Here is a 17010-nt window from a genome sequence, read left to right on the forward strand (position 1 = left end):
CGTGCTGGAGGCCGGCGTCGACGGGGCCGGAGCCGTCGCCCAGTCGGCCCTCCTCCGCGCCGCCCACACCGCCCGGATCCGGCAGCTGCCGCGTGGCGCCGGCGCCGCGCTGTCCGTCGTCACTCTGCTGCGTGCGGCCCGCGCCGGGGACCCGTCCTACCGCACCGCCGACCTAGTCACGGCCCTGGGCGAACTCCTGGGCACCGCACACCGGGTGAGGAAAGCCTCCGGGGCGGAACTGGAGGCCGTCAGAGGCCGCGCGCGCCGCCCGTACAGCCCGGACGGCTCGCTGCGCCTGTACGGCCTGTTCACCGAACCCGTGGTCACCGACTCGGGGCACGGTGGCGTCCGCACCTGGGTCGCCGGATCCGACGGCCGCCTCTTCACCGTCGGCGACGTGGCGCCCGGCGGCGTCGGGCGCGCCCTGGGCGTGGCCGACCGGGCGGTGCGCCTGGGGGACAGCGCGCTCACCCACCGGGAGCTGGGCCGGGCCGGCCTGGCGGTCTCGGGGGCGACGGTCTCGCCGGACGGCAGACTGGGTGCGGGGAAGGGTGTGAAGGCCGTGACCGCCCGGGGTGCGGCGTGGACGGAGCCGCCGCTCGCCGCCCTGTGGGAGACGCCGCCGTCCGAACAGGCCACCCGCGCCCTGCGGTCCACCTCGCGCTACGCGGACCCGGCCGGCGGAGGCAGCGACCTGCTCTTCCTGGACGTCGAACTACTCGGCGCGGTACGGGAGCCGGGCGGCTCCTGCCTGCTTGCGCTGTGCGAGGGAGGCGTTCACGTCCGGCTCACCGTCGCCGACGACGACCCCGCGCTGGCCCACCGCGACAACGTGATGCTGCTGGCCACGGCACCGGGGACACGGTTGAGGATCATCGGCCGCCTGGTGCCCGCCCCGCACCCCCGGCTCACCCTCCTCGCCTGCTCGCACCCCAGCGGCGAGGGCACGATCGACCTCGGCCTCGACCGCCTGCGCCGCGCCGACCTCCCGGACCCGGCCGCCCCCGTGCACTCCGCCCCGTCCCAGCCCGGAGGGTCCGGCCCGCACTCGCCCCTGTACCTCCTGGAGCGCCGGGTCGAACAGACGGTCCCGGCCGGCCGCGCCGCCCTCGGCATGCTCGGCGACGTCACCGCCGAGACCCGCCGGATGCGCCGCGCCGGCCTCCCCACGGCCGCCGGACTCCTCACCGCACTGTGCACCTCGGCGGCCCAACGCGATCGCGATCCCTTCGGCCGCCTGCTCCCTGCCGATACCGACGGCTTCGCCACCTACTGGCTGGCTGCCGCCCGTTACACGGCCGCCGTGGCCGAGTCCCTGTGCTCGGCAGCCTGGGAACCGACGCCGGGAGTGCCCGGACGCGGTGCCGTCCGTTCCGGATCAGGGGTCGGGAGGGACTGAGGCGCAACCTGCCCAGGCGTTGCCGGTTCCGACCGGCTGTGTGTATGCCTCGTGGGGAACCGAGCCGGGGAAGCGCCGGCGCCCGGGGCCCATGCGCGCAGTACATGGGGGCGTATGAACGGCCTGCGGATGGAGTTCCGCTCATGAAATCGGGCTCGGCAGCCTCCGTCCACCGGCACCGGTGACGGGCGCCGGACGCTGAAGAGCGAGCTCGAACCCATCGTGACGCCGCGCGCCGTGTGACCCCTTGCCCTGCTAGCGAAGTCCGAGCCGTCGCACGGCATCATGCAGGCATGATCACCATCCATCTGAAGTACGAGATCGACGCGGACAAGCTTGAGGATTTCGAGGAGTACGGTCGCCGGTGGGTCCGGCTCGTCCATCGTTTCGGCGGGACGCACCACGGCTACTTCCTGCCGAGTGAGGGCGACAGCGACATCGCCTACGCCCTCTTCTCCTTTCCCGGCCTGGCCGCGTACGAGCAGTACCGCACGGACAGCATGTCCGACCCGGAGTGCCAGGAAGCGTTCCAGCTGGCTCGTGACACCCGTTGCATCAAGCGGTACGAACGCCGCTTCCTCCGGCCTCTCGACGGCCCGGCCTAGGCCGCCGCCGGGAGGTGCTCGGCGCGCGATCCCGCCCGCTGTGCGCAGCGCTGTGATGACGGCCGCGGTCGTCATCACAGCGGCGAGACCTCGATGCCCCGGGGTGCCGCGGCGGGCGGGGCGCGACAGCTCTGCCCCAGCACCACATCGACGGTGCCGATCGTGAGTTCTCGCAGGTGCGCCTGGCCGGTGACGAGGCAGGTCACGGCGAGCTGCGGGTGGTGTGAGCCCAGTGCGGTGAGTGCGGGAGCCACGATGATGGCGACGGTCGGCGGCAACGCGGCAACGCGGCAAGCGTGGCGGTGGCGCCGACCGTGCCCCTGGCCGCCGCGATGGTGCTCTCGGCTTCCTCTACGGCGGCGAGGGTCCGGTCGGCGTGTTCGAGGAGCACCCGTCCCGCCTCCGTCAGAGTCACGGCTCGCCCGTCGCGGCGGAGCAGATCGACTCCCACGTAGTGCCGCAGCGCGGACTTCGGCGCAGGGAAATCTTCGACCGCATCGCCGCAGTTGCTCGGCCCGTCCACGATTCGGTGACGAGTTCATGTCCGACGAGGAGACCGCCGCCGTCGGCCTGCGTGCCGGGTTTGGCCCGGGGCGCGGCTCCTACTGCCGCGGACGGTTCGGGGTGCGGACGTGGGGGCGTGCGAACATCCCCGCCGACGTCGACGTAGAGCGTTTCAACTGCTTGGCACGGCAGCTGATCGACACCGCCGACGCACTGCGTTCCGTTGCCCGATCCGGATCGCCCGGTGGCAGCGCGCCGAGCAACTCACCGACGAGCTGCGGACGCCGCTCTACGCCACATCGACGGACCGGCAACGTACGGAACTCGCCCGACCCGTCGCGGCGTTGACCTCCCCTGGCCCGAAGGCCGGGCCGTCCGGCGAAGCGGGTGCGCCGGCACACCGAGGGGAGGCATGATCACCCCCACGCTGATCTCTCATGAGGGATGTTCGCCAACGGTCCACCCCACGGCCTATGTCGCTCCGACCGCCACAGCCATGACCGACAGATCTGAGCCCCGCCGGAGAAGCGCGTCAGTCTCGGGGTCTCCGGAAGCGCGGCCGTCTCGGGGTCTCCGATGTTCCCCGTCGAGGTTCGAGCCCCACGCCGACCAGCATCCGTGAACAGCCGGGCCGCCGACCGTGCTCACTTCGGAAGTCGTCTCCGCGCCTGCGCGGGCCCATGGCCCACACCGGCCCTGAGGGGAACCAGGAGCAGGGGCCCGGCCACGCGCGGATCCGGAGCTATGGTTGCTTCCCTGAAACCTACCTGAGGAGGCGGGTGAACTGCCGGCCGCAGTGCTCGTTCACGGCCTGTACCACCGCCCCGAGCACTTCGCCGGGGTGGCGGAACCTTTGCGGGCCGAGGGAATCGACGTCCTCGTTCCCGAGCTTCACCGGGGCTCGCTGCCCGCTGACACCGCAGCGGTCCAGGCCGCTGTCGACTCGCTGGCGGAGCCTCCGCTCATGCTCGGACACTCCTACGGAGGGTCAGTGATCACCGGAGTGCGCGGAGCGCGGCACCTGGTCTATCTGACGGCCTTCGTGCCGGACACCGGCGAGAGCGCGGCCGCCCTGGGCGGGGCGTCCCCTCGGCTCCAGGACGCGATCGATCCCGAGCCCGACGGATCGACCAGCCTGCGTCCCGACCGGGCTGCCGACGTCCTCTACCACGACTGTTCCGGCCCTGTCGCCGCCTGGGCGGTCGGCCTGCTCCGCCCGCAGGCCCCCGGCTGCGGGCGAGGAGTTCCGACGCGTCACAGCTGGAAGGACACTCCCTCCACCTACGTCGTCTGTGGCCAGGACAGGGTCATCGCCCCGGCTCTGCAACGGAGGATGGCCTCGCGCTGCACCGAGGTGCGTGAGTGGCGGACAGGTCACTCCCCGTTCGTGGGGCAGCCCGGTCTCCTTGTGGAACTCCTGCGGGAACTGCTCGTACCCGGACACCGGCAAAAGCTTCCCAGCCGTGGTCCGTGATGATCCACTAGGGCAGAGTGGGACCCATGTCTACGTACGAGACGATGTCGTTCAACCTGGAGACCGAGCGCCTGATACTCCGGCCGTGGGCCGAGTCCGACGCCGCCGATTTCTCTGCCCTCCTCTCCGAACGGGGCAACGGGACGCCTCCGGTCGAGCGCATCCGGACGTCCATCGGGGAGCTGTTGGCCGCGACGGAGACCACGGGGATCGCCCTGCTGCCCGTCGAGCGCCGCGACGGGGGAGACTTCATCGGCTATTGCGGGTTGATCATCGGCCGCACCACCGTGGAGGAGCCCGAGATCGCGTATGAGCTTTTCCAGCACGCGCACGGGTGTGGTTACGCCACCGAGGCGGCGCGCGCGGTGCTCGAAGCCGCGGCGTCGACCGGTCGGAAGCGGCTCTGGTCGACCGTCAGGGCGTGGAACACGCCGTCGTTCCGTGTCCTGGAGAAGCTCGGTTTCGAGCGGGATCACATCACCACGGATGACAACGGCGAATTGGTGTGGCTCACGCGCTCGTTGCCGTGAGGCGGGCCAGCGCCCCCGGCGCCCCGGTCCACGACCACGATCCACCGACCCCCGAGCCGTCAGTCGCGGCCACCGCGCTGCCAGCGCTGGGATGTGAGCGACACCGGCCCGCCGGCGAGCCGGTCCGCCAACGGCTGGACCAGACTCCGGGCCTCGTCCGGGAGCGCCCGTACGGCCGCGACCAACCCCGTCGTGCGGTCCCGGCCGTCATCGACCAGGGCGGCCACGAAGCTCGGCCGGCCGTCCGGATCCGCGGCAGCCAGCCACTGCTCGGTGTCGCCCGGCGTGTGGGTACGCGGGGACCACCGGGCGGTGACGAGCGTGTACAGGACGCCCGCCACCGGTTCGCGGGGCAGTAGCACCACCACCGGGGCGGCCATGAACTCCCGGTAGAGACCGGCCTTCCAGAAGGGCTCCTCGGTCGCGAACCGTTCCGCGGCGGTACGATCGGTCAGGTCGACGACATGGACGCTGCCCGTGTGCTCCTCCCCGTCGTCGGACAGGGTGGGGCCGCGGATTATCAGCCTGTCGGCGAACCGGTCCATATAGGACCAGTGCTCCTCGGAGAGTTCGTCCAGTTGGTCCGCGACATCCGGCTTGTCCTGTGCGTGTACGTAGAACGGCATGCCGAGACCGTACCGGGATGCTGCCGGGAGCAGGTGGGGTAGTACGGCGGACAGGCGGAGCCCGGTGCACGCGTCCGGGCACGCGTCCGGCGTACGGCCGACGTTAACCGATCCGTCACGGCCTCTTCCGTTCTGTTCGGTTCTCTTGGAACATCCTGTTCGCTTCTGTTCCCCACATTCCAAGAGGCCCCTCACTCATGGCTGATATGAATCGACGTCGCTTCTTCCAGACGGCCGGTGCGACGGCGGGACTCGCCGCGTTGGCGGGCAGCATCGACCGCGCCGCCGCCATCCCCGCCCACCGTGCTTCCGGGACGATCCAGGATGTCGAGCACATCGTCGTCCTGATGCAGGAGAATCGTTCCTTCGACCACTACTTCGGGGCGTTGAAAGGGGTACGGGGGTTCGGGGACCCGCGGCCCGTGACGCTGCCGAGCGGGAAGCCCGTCTGGCACCAGGCCGACGCGGCGGGCAAGGAGACATTGCCGTTCCATCCGACCGCGGACGATCTGGGCATGCAGTTCCTCCAGGGCCTCAACCACGACTGGGAGGGCGGCCACCAGGCGTACAACGACGGGCGTTACGACCGTTGGATACCGGCCAAGACACCGACGACGATGGCCCATCTGACCCGGGACGACATTCCCTTCCACTACGCGCTCGCCGACCGCTTCACCGTGTGCGACGCCTACCACTGCTCGTTCATCGGGGCCACCGATCCCAACCGCTACTACCTCTGGTCGGGCCACACCGGCAACGACGGCACCGGTGGCGGGCCCGTCCCCGGCAACGAGGAGCGGGGCTACGGCTGGACGACGTATCCCGAGCGGCTGGAGGAGGCCGGGATCTCCTGGAAGATCTACCAGGACATCGGCGACGGTCTGGACGGCCCCGGCGGTTGGGGCTGGATCGACGACGCCTATCGGGGCAACTACGGTGACAATTCGCTGCTCTACTTCGACAAGTACCGCGACGCCCAGCCCGGGGACCCGTTGTACGAGAAGGCGCGCACCGGCACGAACGTGGCCGGCGGCGACGACTACTTCGACGGCATCGCCGCCGACGTCCGAGCCGGAACGCTGCCGCGGATCTCCTGGGTCGCCGCACCGGAGGCCTTCACCGAGCACTCCAACTTCCCCTCGAACTACGGCGCCTGGTACATCGCGCGACTGCTGGACGCGCTGACGTCCGACCCCGAGGTGTGGAGCCGGACCGCCCTGTTCATCACCTATGACGAGAACGACGGCTTCTTCGACCACGTCGTACCGCCCCACCCGCCGACCTCCGCCGACCGGGGCCTGTCCACGGCCGACACCTCGACCGAGGTGTACGCGGGCGGCCCCTCGTACGGCCCCGGTGTCTACGGACTGGGGCCGCGCGTCCCGATGCTGGTCGTCTCTCCCTGGAGCACCGGCGGCTACGTCTGCTCCGAGGTCTTCGACCACACCTCGGTGCTGCGGTTCATGGAGCGGCGCTTCGGCGTGCGCGAGCCGAACATCTCACCGTGGCGGCGTGCCGTCTGCGGCGATCTGACCTCCGCCTTCGACTTCTCCCGCACCGAGCCCGCCCCGGACGACCTGCCCGACACCGCCGCCTACGAGCCCCCGGACCGCGAGCGGCACTCCGACTACCGGCCCACCCCGCCCGCCGTCGGATCACTGCCGAAGCAGGAGCCGGGCAGCCGACCCGCCCGGCCGCTGCCGTACGCCCCGTACGTCGACGGCGCCGTCGACGTGGGCACCGGGAAGATCGTGCTCACCTTCAGCCCGGGGACGGCGGCCGGCGCGCAGTTCTACGTCACCTCCGGGAACCGGACCGACGTCCCGTGGACGTACACCGCCGAGGCGGGCAGGACGGTGTCGGACGCCTGGAACTCCGCCTACTCCGGCGGCACCCACGACCTCACCGTCCACGGCCCCAACGGCTTCCTGCGTACGTTCAGGAGCCCGGGTTCCACCGCCGGTCCCGAGGCCACAGCCCGCCACAACGACGGGAGCGGCAATCTCGATCTGACCCTCGCCAATCCCGGCGACACCGAGGTCCGCCTCACCCTCGCCAACGCCGACGCCTACGGGGGCGCGGAGCAGACGGTCACCGTCCGGCCCGGCGCCACGGTGTCGCGCACCGTGGACCTGCGGGCGGGCAAGCGCTGGTACGACGTGTCCGTCACGGCCGAGGGGGACCCGGTCTTCCTGCGCCGCTTCGCCGGTCATGTCGAGACGGGGGCCGCCGGGGTCAGCGACCCGGCAACGGCCACCGCCTGACGACGAAGAGGGCCTCAACAGCGAGGCGGCGGGGCCCGGACCTTCTCCGGTCCGGCCCCGCCGGTCGCGTGCTGCCGGGCGGCCCGTTCAGACGGCTCCGCCGGTGCTTCCTCCGGCGCCGGACGCGGCCTTGATCTTGCCAGTGATCTCGTCCATGACGGACAGCTCCGGTGCGTCCTTGTTGATGTCGAACCCGGACCGGACCACGACGAGCATGTCCTTGGAGGCGGGGGAGGGGAACACCAGCGATTCCACGTAGCCGTCGTCGCCCTTCTCCGTCACCACCTTCCAGCGCACGGCATAACCCTTGCCGCCCGCCACGGTGACGGCCTCGGACTTCAGCTCCTCGTGCGAGACGAGCTTCCCGTAGGTCTTTCCGCCGTAGGACTCCTTGGCGTTCACCGCGATGTCCTTCTTGGCCGCTTCCTCCGGTGTCTCAGCGGTGAGCTTCATGGCGGCCGCCGGGGCAGAGAACACGCCGCCGCGCACGCAGGTCTCGGTGGTGTCGCCGGGGCAGGTGTGCTCACCCGTCGTCAGGTTGGCACCGACCGCCCCGGACGTTCCCTTCCACCCCTTGGGCACCGGGAGGCTGATCCCGGCGGCCAGGTCCGTGGCGTAGCCCGGTTCGGTCGGCGGGAGCTGCTGGCCGGGCCCCTGGCCGTCGTCGTTCTCCCCGCCGTTCCCCTGGCCGCCCGTTCCGCCGTCCTTCTCGCCGCCGTCCGGTGCGTCCGTCGGGTCGGGGGCGGCGGACGGGGAGGAGGCCGCGGTGTCCGGCCGGCCGTTGCCGTCCTCGCCCAGCAGATACACGCCGCCCCCGATGGCGGCGAGCACCACGGCGCCGACCGTCACGGCGACGCCGACGCGGATCCAGCGGCGGCGTGCCGCGCCGGGCGACGCGCGTACGTGGCCGGTCCACTGCACTCCGTCCCACCAGCGTTCCTGAGCGGGGCCTTTGCCTGAGTGCCCGGGGTCTGGATGCCAGCCGGGCGGGGTCATCTGGGTCACGGGGGCAGCCTATGCGGACCGGGTGAGAATCACATGAACTGCCCGCAGGTACTCACCCGCGTACGCCCGCCCGCGTGCCCCCGACGGTCCGCCGAGGATTTCCCCGACGACCGCGATGTCCCGGGCCCGGGGGCCCGGACCGTGCCGCACGGCGGGGCGCCGCGACTTCAGGAGCCGGGAGGGTTTCTGTACCGGGAGGGAGACATCGTGCCCACGTACGACGAGCGGCCGCGTGATCTGGAGGAGCGACTGCGTCGCGACGATCCCGGGTTCGCCGAGGTGATGTCCGGCGGGACGCCGCGCACCCGGCGCGAGTACCACCGCCGCGATGTTTGGCTCGGGCTCGCCATCGGGCTCGCCGCACTGGGCACCGGCATTGCCGTGGGCCAGGGCCCCCTTCCGGCTGGTGGAAGGCCCCACCCGGACCTCTTGGGTCATGGGTTAGAGGGGCCTTCGTGCGTACGGGAGCGGAGCCGGCGTGCGTGAGGTCCGACCACATGCTCGGTGTGACATGGGCTGCATGTCCGGATCCGGCCGATGCAGGGAGTGACGGATGCCCGTCGAATGGCAGCCCGTGCGGCAGTCCCGAACCCATGAGCTCGTGCTCCGCGGCATCGAGGAACGGGTTTTCGCCGGAGAGCTCCGGGCCGGCGACCGACTGCCGCCCGAACGGGAACTGGCTCCGGTGCTCGGCGTCAGCCGCTCCGCCCTGCGCGAGGCGCTGCGCGTGCTGGAGACCATCGGCGTCCTGGTGGCCCAGCCCGGCCGGGGTCCCGACGCCGGGGCCCGGATCGTGCGTAACCCGGAGGACGCCCTGGGCTGGCTGCTCCGTCTGCACTTCGCCCTCGGCAGCTACAGCCTCCAGGACGTGTCGGAGGCCCGGGTGGTCCTGGCGCGTTCCAGCTTCGAGGCCGCCGCCGGCCGTGCACCGGCCGAGGACCTCGACGAGGCGGAGGAGCTGGTGGCGGGCATGGCGGAGCCGGGGATCGGGGTGAGCGGTTTCAACGATCTGGACACCCGCTTCCATGCGCTCGTCGCCCGCAGCTCCGGCAACGCCCTGACGTCCACGCTCACCTCCGCCGTACGCGAGTCCGTGCGGCCGCTCATCCTGCGCGCCCTGGAAACCGCCGAGGACTGGCCGGCCACGGCCCACGCCCTCAACGCCGAGCACAGGGCCCTTCTCGCGTTGGTGCGGGAAGGGAAGGGCGCGGACGCCGCGGACCTGGTGGAGCGGCACATCCGGGGGCTGCACGGGACGCTGGTGGAGGGCCCCATCGCTCCGTAGGCGCCACTGGGGCAGGGCTCCCGCACGACACGCGCGGGTGCCCTGCGGCCCGTACGCACCGGCGGCCCGTACGCACCGCGGGGCACCCGCCGTACGGCACATGCCGCCGGGCGTTCGTCGGCGCCACGCGTCCGCGGACGTTCCCTTCAGCGGCCCACGACTAGTACGGTCCGACCACAGAAGCCTCGTAGTGAAACGCGGCGGGTACCCGACCGCCGCCAGGAAACCCGACCGGGGAGGCTCCATGCGCATCGGACTCTTCGCCACCTGTCTGGGAGACACGCTCTTCCCCGACGCGGTGCAGGCGACCGCGATCCTGCTCACGCGCCTGGGCCACGACGTGGTGTTCCCGCCGGGCCAGACCTGCTGCGGGCAGATGCACATCAACACCGGCTACCAGCGCGAACCCGTGCCCCTGGTACGCAACTTCGCGTACGGGTTCGGCGACGCCTCGATCGAGGCGGTCGTGATGCCGTCGGGCTCGTGCGCCGGTTCCGTCCGGCACCAGCACCGGATCGTCGCCGACCGCTACGGGGACGCCGAGCTCCGCGCCGGAGTGGACGCCGTCGCCGCGAAGACGTACGAGCTCTCCGAGCTGCTCGTGGACGTCCTCCGTGTCACCCGGGTCGGCGCGTACTTCCCGCACCGGGTGACGTACCACCCCACCTGCCACTCGCTGCGGATGCTCCGCGTCGGCGACAAACCGCTCCAACTCCTGCGCGCGGTCGAGGGGATCGACCTCGTCGAGTTGCCCGGGGCCGACTCCTGCTGCGGATTCGGCGGCACCTTCGCGCTCAAGAACGCCGAGACGTCCACCGCGATGCTCAGCGACAAGACGGACAGCATCACGGCCACCGGGGCGGAGGTGTGCACCGCGGGGGACTCCTCCTGCCTGATGCACATCGGCGGCGGGCTCTCCCGGATCCGGTCCGGGACCCGCACCCTGCACCTCGCCCGGATCCTCGCCGCGACCCGCACCACGCCCGACGTCCTGACGGAGGCCTCCGTATGAGCACGTTCCTCGGCATGCCCGCCCCGCCGCCCCGCTCCCCGTACGGCACCGGAAACCTCCGCGGCGACCGGGCCTTCCCCCGCGCCGCCCACGACGAACTGGGCAACGACCAGCTCCGCCGCAACCTCGGCCGCGCCACCGGCACCATTCGCGCCAAACGTCTGAACGTCACCGGTGAACTCCCCGACTGGGAAGCCCTGCGGGACGCGGGCTCCGCCATCAAGACCGACGCCATGAACCGGCTGCCCGAACTGCTCGGACAACTGGAGCGCAAGGTCACCGAGCACGGCGGCACCGTCCACTGGGCCCGCGACGCCGCCGAGGCCAACGGGATCGTCGCCCGGCTCGTGAAGGCCACCGGCAGCGACGAGGTCATCAAGGTCAAGTCGATGGCCACCCAGGAGATCGGCCTCAACGAACACCTGGAGTCGGTCGGGATCACCCCGTACGAGACCGACCTCGCCGAACTCGTCGTGCAGCTCGCCCACGACAGGCCCTCGCACATCCTGGTACCCGCGATCCACCGCGACCGGGACGAGATCCGGCAGATCTTCCTCGACCGGATCCCCGGCGTCGACCCGGACCTGGACAACGCCCCCGCCCACCTCGCAGCCGCCGCCCGCCGCTACCTCCGGGAGAAGTTCCTCTCGGTGAAGGTCGCCGTCTCCGGCGCCAACTTCGGTGTCGCCGAGACCGGCACGCTGGCCGTCGTCGAGTCCGAGGGCAACGGCCGCATGTGCCTGACCCTGCCCGAGACGCTCATCACCGTGATGGGCATCGAGAAGGTGATTCCGCGCTACCAGGACCTGGAGGTCTTCCTCCAGCTCCTGCCCCGCTCCTCGACAGGGGAGCGGATGAACCCCTACACCTCGCTGTGGACCGGAGCGACGCCCGGCGACGGTCCGCGCGACTTCCACCTGGTGCTCCTCGACAACGGGCGCACCGCCGCCCTCGCCGACGCGATCGGACGCGCGGCCCTCAACTGCATCCGCTGCTCCGCCTGCCTCAACGTCTGCCCGGTGTACGAGCGGACCGGCGGCCACGCCTACGGTTCGACCTACCCCGGACCCATCGGCGCCGTCCTCACCCCGCAACTGGCCGGAATGCACGCGGTGAAGGACGACCCGAACAGCTCCCTGCCGTACGCCTCCAGCCTCTGCGGGGCCTGCTTCGACGCCTGCCCCGTGAAGATCGACATTCCGTCGCTGCTGGTGGAGCTGCGCCACCAGCACACCGAAATGACCGGCGTCACACCGGAGAAACTGGCGATGAGGGCGGCCGCCGCGGTGATGCGCCGCCCGGGTCTCTACACCGCCGCACAGAAGGCGTCCGGGCTCGGCCGGGCCATCGCGGGGCGCGACGGGACGATCGCGCGGCTGCCCCCACCGTTCAGCGGCTGGAGCGACAGCCGCGACACCGCGGCCCCGCCCCGGCAGACCTTCCGCGCCTGGTTCGCCTCCGACGAGGGCACGGCAGCCCTGCGCGCCGCGGCCGCGGAACACGGCACCGCAGCTCCCGGCGGACACGACACCGCAGCCCCCGGCGGCGATCACGACGAGGAGGGCGCGACATGAGCAGTGCCCGCGACACCGTGCTGGGCCGGATCCGCGACGCCCTCGCCCTGGCCCCGACGCCCGCCGTCGTCCTCCCGCGCGACTACCGCACCGGCCGCGTCCTGCCCGACGACGAACGCCTCGCCCAGTTCACCGACCGGCTCCTCGACTACCAGGCGCGGGTGCGCCCCTGTACGGCCGACCGCACCGCCGAGGCCGTCGGTGAGCTCCTGCGGGAGCACGGTGTCCGCCGCATCGGCGTGCCGGCCGGACTCGACGTGCGCTGGCTCGCCGGGTACGACGGCGAGGTGCTGGAGGACGACGCCGACGTCCCGGCCCCACAACTCGACACCCTGGACGCGGTGGTGACGGCCTCGGCCGCCGGCTGCGCCGAGACCGGCACGATCTTCCTGGACGGTTCGCCCGGCCAGGGGCGCCGGGCGCTGTCCCTCGTCCCCGATCTGCACCTGTGCGTGGTGGACCTGTCCGCCGTCGAGGTGGGCGTACCCGAGGCGGTGGCACGGCTGGTACCCGAACGGCCGACGACCCTGATCAGCGGCCCGTCCGCCACCTCCGACATCGAACTGGAGCGGGTGGAGGGCGTCCACGGGCCCAGGAGGCTGGTGGTGGTGATCCGTACGGACGCGTAGCCGTCAGGGAGTGCCCGGCGGCCCATGAACCACCGTCACCGCCGTCACTGCTTCCACCGCCGTCACAGCCGCACCGCCGAACGTGATCCGCGTCCGCGTCCCGTCCTGCGCCCAGCGCACGTCGACCGTGCCACCGGCCACCGCCACCCGGTCCACCGCCATCCGGTCCACCGCTCCGCCCAACGGGGCGGCTTCCGGATCGGCGGCGGTGAGGGAGGCCAGGGCCACCAGAACCACCGTGCCGCCGGTCGGCACCTCGGCGCCGAGCCGGGGCACGGTCGCCCAGCGCGCGAACACCGTTCCCTGCGGGGCTCGCACGTTCTCGGGAGCTTCCCAGCCGTGCAACCCCCGCAACCGCGAGCGCACCGTCCCGCCGGGATCGGTCGCCCAGCCCGTCAGCTCCGCCCGTGCCCCGTCCGGCGCGCCCAGCACCCGGTGCACCCGCAGCTCGTGGCGGCCCCGCGCCACGATCACGCTCTCCACCCGCAGCCCTGGGACGGTGGACGGGCCCGCCGGGAACACCGGCAGGTGCCAGGAGGCCGCCCAGCCCCAGCCGTCGCCGTGCCCGGAGCCGAGCGGATGGATGCGCCGCCGAGTGCTGCGGACCCCGCCGACCGTCACCGACAGATGGTTGTCCGCGGTGTTCGCCGCCGATGTCGGCCCGGTCACGGTGGAGTACGCGAGCCGTGCGTAGTGCGGATCCTCGTCGGCCGCCGATTCGCCCTCGTCCGGGCGGACATGGTCGCTGCCGTGGTTGTGCAGCCGCACCACACCGTCCGCCCGCGTCGACTGCACCAGGAAACCCGCCGCCGGCACGGACAGCACCCGGTCGGCGGCCTCGCTCGGGGCCGCCTCCTCCGGCGACGACCACAAAGGGTGCTCGGCGGGCGCCAGCAGGGACACGAACGCCTTCGACGCCCAATAAGGGGAGGCGGGACCGGAATAGGTCTGCAGCGTCGCCGCGTGCGGGCCGTGCCAGCCGAGACTCAGCAGTCCGTCGTCCCCGGCCGCCCCACGCTCCAGGAAGTACCGCAGCGACCCGCTGATGACCCGCCGGGAGGCTCCCGGGGCGAGCGGCGTGTGCCCGGTCACCGCGCCCAGCCCCACTCCCGCGCTCGCGGCGAAGCGGTAGGTCAGCGAGCGGCCGAAGTACAGCGGGGCCCCGTCGCCGCCGAACATCAGCGAGAAGCTGTCCAGATGCTCGCGCAACCGCGCCCCGAGCCGCGACGACTCCCGCTCGTCGCCCGCCAGATGGGCGTCGAGCAGCGGATACAGGTGCAACGCCCATCCGTTGTAGTGGTCAAAGGCTCGCCCGTCCCCGTCGGCGTACCAGCCGTCGCCCCGGTACCAGCCCTCCAGCAGCTCCAGCGCCCGCTCCCGGGCCCGAGCCGTCTCCGCGTCGCCCCGGCCCACCGACTCCAGGAACCCGGCGACGGTGTACGGGAAGAGGTACCAGTTGTTGCCCGCCGGAACGTGCCGCAGCGCACCCCGCAGCCAGTGTTCCGCCCGGTCCCGCACGTCCGGCGTCAGCCGGTCCCAGAGCCAGGGCCGGGTGAGCCGCAGGCCGAGGGCCACCGACGCGGACTCCACCATGGGCTGCCCCTGCACGTGGTGGTCCAGGATCAGCGGCCAGGACTCCGCGTCGTCCCGGCCCGGTGTCCGCGTACCGGCGTCGAGCCCGTCCGCGTACCGCTCCAGCAGGCCGTTCGGATCCCGGCCGCCCGCCCCCGCGACCCGGAAACCGGCCGCCAGGAACGTACGCGCGTACCCCTCCAGGCCGTCGGAGCGGACACCCGAGTGCGACGGGGGACCGGGCAGGTCGAGCCGGGCGCCGCCCGGCGTGGCCCACGTCCAGGCGGCGTCCAGCATCCCGTCGGCCGCCGCCTCCCAGTGGGCGCGGGTGTATCCGGTGTACGGGCTCGACGCGCGGTCTTCCGGGGGCAGTCCGAAGGGGGCGGCAGTGGAGGTGGCCATCCGGGAATCCTGAGCGACTGATCAAAGAGGGTCAATGGATCGATCAGAAACGGGGATCAATCGATCAAACGCTCGTCGAGGGAGTGATGGGAGGTGAGGGTCTCGGGCCACCGGCCGGAAACCGTTGCGCTTACCATCTTTCCCGACATGGACACCATCAGCCTCTGGCAACTGGCCGCACTCGCGGCGGCATCCACCCTCGTCGGCTTCTCCAAGACGGCCGTCAGTGGTGCCAATACGATCAGCCTCGCGGTCTTCGCGGCCGTTCTCCCGGCCCGTGAGTCGACCGGAGTGCTGCTCCCGATCCTCATCGTCGGCGATCTCCTCGCCGTGCTCGTCTACCGCCGTCACGCCCACTGGCCCACCCTTCTCCGGCTGTTCCCCGCCGTCGCCGTGGGCGTCGTGGCGGGCACCCTCTTCATGCTGTGGGCCGACGACGCGGCGGTCCGCACCTCCATCGGCGCGATCCTGCTGGTCATGACGGGCGTCACCCTCTGGCGTCGGCGGATCGTGGAGAAGACGACCGAGAGCGGGAGCGATACCGGGAGCGGGAGCGATGCCGGGAGCGATGCCGGGAGCGAGGCGGGAACAGGCACCGGCACCGGGAGAGAGACCGGCACCGGCACCGGCCGGACCGCCGCGCGCGGTTACGGCGTTCTCGGCGGGTTCACCACGATGGTCGCCAACGCCGGCGGCCCGGTGATGTCGCTCTATCTGCTCTCGGCGGGCTTCCGGAAGTTCGGCTTCCTCGGCACCTCGGCCTGGTTCTTCCTGATCGTGAACGTGTCCAAGGTGCCGTTCAGCGTGGGCCTCGGCCTGATTGACGCCCGCTCCCTGGTGCTCGACGCCTGTCTCCTGCTGTTCGTCCTGCCCGGCGCCTACCTGGGCCGCGCATGCGTCGACCGGATCAACCAGAAGGTCTTCGACCGGATCGTCATCGGTGCGACGGTGGTCGGCGGAGTCCAACTGTTGCTGATCTGAGATCCGCCGGGCCCGCCCGGCCCGCCCGGTCATCGCTTCAGGGAAGCAGCAGCCAATCCGCCCCGACGGCGGCCAGCAGCCCCGCTCCCAGTAGCCAGCTGGCCAGCCGGGTGCGGCCGTTCCTGCTCAGCTCGATCACCACGCCGCACAGGATGAGCGCGAGCCCGTAGACACCGACGACGAGCACCGACGAGCGGCTCGCGATGCGCAGCGCGAGCACGACGGCCATCGCCGCCATTCCCACCGAGGAGAGCACGATCCGCAGCCGCCGGGCCTGACGCGGGGTCAGTCTCCTGCCGTCCCGACCGCCGCCACCGTCCGGGGCGTCCGAGGCGTCGAGTCCATCCGCATCCGCATCTCCATCCCCACCAGCATCCTCCTCCGTCCCCGTCGCGGCGTCGGCTATCGGGGTGCCGGTGGCCCGGTCGTGGTCGGAGTGCTCGTCGTTCAGCCCGTCCTCGTGCTGGTCCCGGTGCTGGTCCTGGTCAGAAGTGCTCATGGAGCCGGATCGTAGTAGCTGCGCGGACCCCCTGGTCCCCGGACCGGGACCCCCGGACCCGGACCTTCCGCCCACGGACCCGGCCACGGGCCCGCCCCGACGCCGCCCTTCGGGCTACCCCCGCAGGCGGGGCGCCTCGGCCGCCGCGTCCACGGTGGGGCCCGACTCCACCCGGCCCGCCAACTCCCTCGCCCAGCCGCACAGTCCGGTGACCGCGATCCCGTGCGGCCCGGACCCGGCGAACGGGACGAGCGCCCCCGCGCCCCGGCGCAGCAGCCGAGCCCCGCCCCCGGTATTGCCCCGAGCGGAATGGGTCAGCCCCACCGCGAGCTGGGCCAGCCCCCGCCAGAGCTCGCGCTCCTCCTCCGGCCCCGATTTCCAGGCGTCCTCGAAGACCTCGTGCGCGTGGAACGGCATCCCCGCGTCCAGCAGCCGCTGCGCCTCCCGGAGCGTCTCCGGAGGCGTGCGGACGACCCCCTCCGGCTGTCGTTCGACCCCGGGTGACCCGTACGGCAGGGGGCGCCCCAGCCCGTCGCGGGGGCGCGCGTTGCGCGCCCGGCCCTCGGCATCACGGTCTCTGCGCGTCTCGTTCACCACTTGATTGTGCCCCGCACCTGCGGGGAATCGTGCGAACCCTGTCGGCGAGCAC

17 protein-coding genes are annotated in these 17010 nt (G+C 72.1%); 11 read left to right on the plus strand and 6 right to left on the minus strand.

Translation table 11 applies throughout. The features are described from left to right. Together B9S58_RS17470 and B9S58_RS17475 are read left to right on the plus strand one after the other, a co-directional pair. Window positions 1-1399, plus strand: a 1399-nt coding sequence (locus B9S58_RS17470) for a hypothetical protein (RefSeq protein ID WP_103533032.1), incomplete at its 5' end; no start/stop codon positions are given. A 293-nt stretch (window positions 1400-1692) separates the two neighbouring features. After that, on the plus strand, window positions 1693-2004 hold the full coding sequence (locus B9S58_RS17475; RefSeq protein WP_103533034.1) for an NIPSNAP family protein: 312 nt from the start codon (window positions 1693-1695) through the stop codon (window positions 2002-2004). 74 nt (window positions 2005-2078) lie between these two features. Here the strand turns inward: B9S58_RS17475 and B9S58_RS37525 are convergent, their stop codons facing one another. Next, entirely contained in the window at window positions 2079-2258 is a 180-nt protein-coding gene (locus tag B9S58_RS37525) for a hypothetical protein (protein WP_146063524.1), read from the minus strand. Window positions 2259-3304: 1046 nt separating this feature from the next. Between B9S58_RS37525 and B9S58_RS17485 the strand changes: the two genes are divergently transcribed. Next, complete coding sequence (locus B9S58_RS17485) at window positions 3305-3982, plus strand: alpha/beta hydrolase (RefSeq protein ID WP_258044668.1); 678 nt, start codon at window positions 3305-3307, stop codon at window positions 3980-3982. Between the two features lie 26 nt (window positions 3983-4008). Continuing rightward, window positions 4009-4512: a GNAT family N-acetyltransferase gene (locus B9S58_RS17490; RefSeq protein WP_103533039.1), complete on the plus strand. Its 504-nt coding sequence runs from the start codon at window positions 4009-4011 to the stop codon at window positions 4510-4512. 59 nt (window positions 4513-4571) lie between these two features. On the opposite strand, the gene B9S58_RS17495 is transcribed toward B9S58_RS17490, so the two are convergent. Next, entirely contained in the window at window positions 4572-5138 is a 567-nt protein-coding gene (locus tag B9S58_RS17495) for a YciI family protein (RefSeq protein WP_103533040.1), read from the minus strand. A 197-nt stretch (window positions 5139-5335) separates the two neighbouring features. Between B9S58_RS17495 and B9S58_RS17500 the strand changes: the two genes are divergently transcribed. Next, window positions 5336-7402 (plus strand): phosphocholine-specific phospholipase C, encoded by a 2067-nt coding sequence (locus B9S58_RS17500; protein WP_103533042.1) that lies wholly within the window; start codon window positions 5336-5338, stop codon window positions 7400-7402. 87 nt (window positions 7403-7489) lie between these two features. Here the strand turns inward: B9S58_RS17500 and B9S58_RS17505 are convergent, their stop codons facing one another. Then, window positions 7490-8398: a DUF2510 domain-containing protein gene (locus tag B9S58_RS17505; RefSeq protein ID WP_103533096.1), complete on the minus strand. Its 909-nt coding sequence runs from the start codon at window positions 8396-8398 to the stop codon at window positions 7490-7492. A 291-nt stretch (window positions 8399-8689) separates the two neighbouring features. Between B9S58_RS17505 and B9S58_RS17510 the strand changes: the two genes are divergently transcribed. The 5 genes from B9S58_RS17510 (at window position 8690) to B9S58_RS17530 (ending at window position 12907) form a co-directional block, all read left to right on the plus strand. Then, window positions 8690-8893, plus strand: a complete 204-nt coding sequence (locus B9S58_RS17510; protein WP_258044673.1) for a hypothetical protein — start codon at window positions 8690-8692, stop codon at window positions 8891-8893. A gap of 67 nt (window positions 8894-8960) precedes the next feature. Next, window positions 8961-9692, plus strand: coding sequence for a FadR/GntR family transcriptional regulator (locus tag B9S58_RS17515; protein WP_103533043.1), 732 nt, complete (start codon window positions 8961-8963; stop codon window positions 9690-9692). Window positions 9693-9936: 244 nt separating this feature from the next. Then, the gene (locus B9S58_RS17520; RefSeq protein WP_103533045.1) at window positions 9937-10704 is read left to right on the plus strand and encodes a (Fe-S)-binding protein; all 768 of its coding nucleotides are present in this window, start codon (window positions 9937-9939) and stop codon (window positions 10702-10704) included. Beyond that, window positions 10701-12278 (plus strand): lactate utilization protein B, encoded by a 1578-nt coding sequence (locus B9S58_RS17525; protein ID WP_103533047.1) that lies wholly within the window; start codon window positions 10701-10703, stop codon window positions 12276-12278. The genes B9S58_RS17520 and B9S58_RS17525 overlap by 4 nt, the downstream gene beginning before the upstream one ends. Continuing rightward, window positions 12275-12907: an LUD domain-containing protein gene (locus tag B9S58_RS17530; protein ID WP_103533049.1), complete on the plus strand. Its 633-nt coding sequence runs from the start codon at window positions 12275-12277 to the stop codon at window positions 12905-12907. Before B9S58_RS17525 ends, B9S58_RS17530 begins: the two co-directional genes overlap by 4 nt. Before the next feature lie 3 nt (window positions 12908-12910). Here B9S58_RS17530 and B9S58_RS17535 read toward each other — a convergent pair whose 3' ends face one another. Continuing rightward, a complete protein-coding gene (locus B9S58_RS17535; RefSeq protein WP_103533050.1) occupies window positions 12911-14881 on the minus strand; it encodes a DUF2264 domain-containing protein in 1971 nt (656 codons plus the stop codon). Window positions 14882-15028: 147 nt separating this feature from the next. On the opposite strand from B9S58_RS17535, the gene B9S58_RS17540 reads away from it, so the two are divergent. Then, on the plus strand, window positions 15029-15862 hold the full coding sequence (locus tag B9S58_RS17540; RefSeq protein ID WP_103533052.1) for a sulfite exporter TauE/SafE family protein: 834 nt from the start codon (window positions 15029-15031) through the stop codon (window positions 15860-15862). Between the two features lie 37 nt (window positions 15863-15899). Here B9S58_RS17540 and B9S58_RS17545 read toward each other — a convergent pair whose 3' ends face one another. Together B9S58_RS17545 and B9S58_RS17550 are read right to left on the minus strand one after the other, a co-directional pair. Then, a complete protein-coding gene (locus B9S58_RS17545; protein WP_103533054.1) occupies window positions 15900-16361 on the minus strand; it encodes a hypothetical protein in 462 nt (153 codons plus the stop codon). A 114-nt stretch (window positions 16362-16475) separates the two neighbouring features. Beyond that, complete coding sequence (locus tag B9S58_RS17550; protein ID WP_103533101.1) at window positions 16476-16955, minus strand: DUF309 domain-containing protein; 480 nt, start codon at window positions 16953-16955, stop codon at window positions 16476-16478. Window positions 16956-17010: the final 55 nt, after the last annotated feature.

The organism is Streptomyces sp. SM11 (assembly GCF_002910905.1).
GTDB lineage: Bacteria > Actinomycetota > Actinomycetes > Streptomycetales > Streptomycetaceae > Streptomyces.

Bases quoted from the DNA above. Each gene is read 5' to 3' on its own strand.
- B9S58_RS17515 (WP_103533043.1), top strand. From the start codon at position 8,961: ATGCCCGTCGAATGGCAGCCCGTGCGGCAGTCCCGAACCCATGAGCTC.
- B9S58_RS17545 (WP_103533054.1), bottom strand. From the start codon at position 16,361: ATGAGCACTTCTGACCAGGACCAGCACCGGGACCAGCACGAGGACGGG.
- B9S58_RS17510 (WP_258044673.1), top strand. From the start codon at position 8,690: ATGTCCGGCGGGACGCCGCGCACCCGGCGCGAGTACCACCGCCGCGAT.
- B9S58_RS17525 (WP_103533047.1), top strand. From the start codon at position 10,701: ATGAGCACGTTCCTCGGCATGCCCGCCCCGCCGCCCCGCTCCCCGTAC.
- B9S58_RS17475 (WP_103533034.1), top strand. From the start codon at position 1,693: ATGATCACCATCCATCTGAAGTACGAGATCGACGCGGACAAGCTTGAG.
- B9S58_RS17535 (WP_103533050.1), bottom strand. From the start codon at position 14,881: ATGGCCACCTCCACTGCCGCCCCCTTCGGACTGCCCCCGGAAGACCGC.
- B9S58_RS17530 (WP_103533049.1), top strand. From the start codon at position 12,275: ATGAGCAGTGCCCGCGACACCGTGCTGGGCCGGATCCGCGACGCCCTC.
- B9S58_RS17540 (WP_103533052.1), top strand. From the start codon at position 15,029: ATGGACACCATCAGCCTCTGGCAACTGGCCGCACTCGCGGCGGCATCC.
- B9S58_RS17490 (WP_103533039.1), top strand. From the start codon at position 4,009: ATGTCTACGTACGAGACGATGTCGTTCAACCTGGAGACCGAGCGCCTG.
- B9S58_RS17520 (WP_103533045.1), top strand. From the start codon at position 9,937: ATGCGCATCGGACTCTTCGCCACCTGTCTGGGAGACACGCTCTTCCCC.
- B9S58_RS17500 (WP_103533042.1), top strand. From the start codon at position 5,336: ATGGCTGATATGAATCGACGTCGCTTCTTCCAGACGGCCGGTGCGACG.
- B9S58_RS17505 (WP_103533096.1), bottom strand. From the start codon at position 8,398: ATGACCCCGCCCGGCTGGCATCCAGACCCCGGGCACTCAGGCAAAGGC.
- B9S58_RS17495 (WP_103533040.1), bottom strand. From the start codon at position 5,138: ATGCCGTTCTACGTACACGCACAGGACAAGCCGGATGTCGCGGACCAA.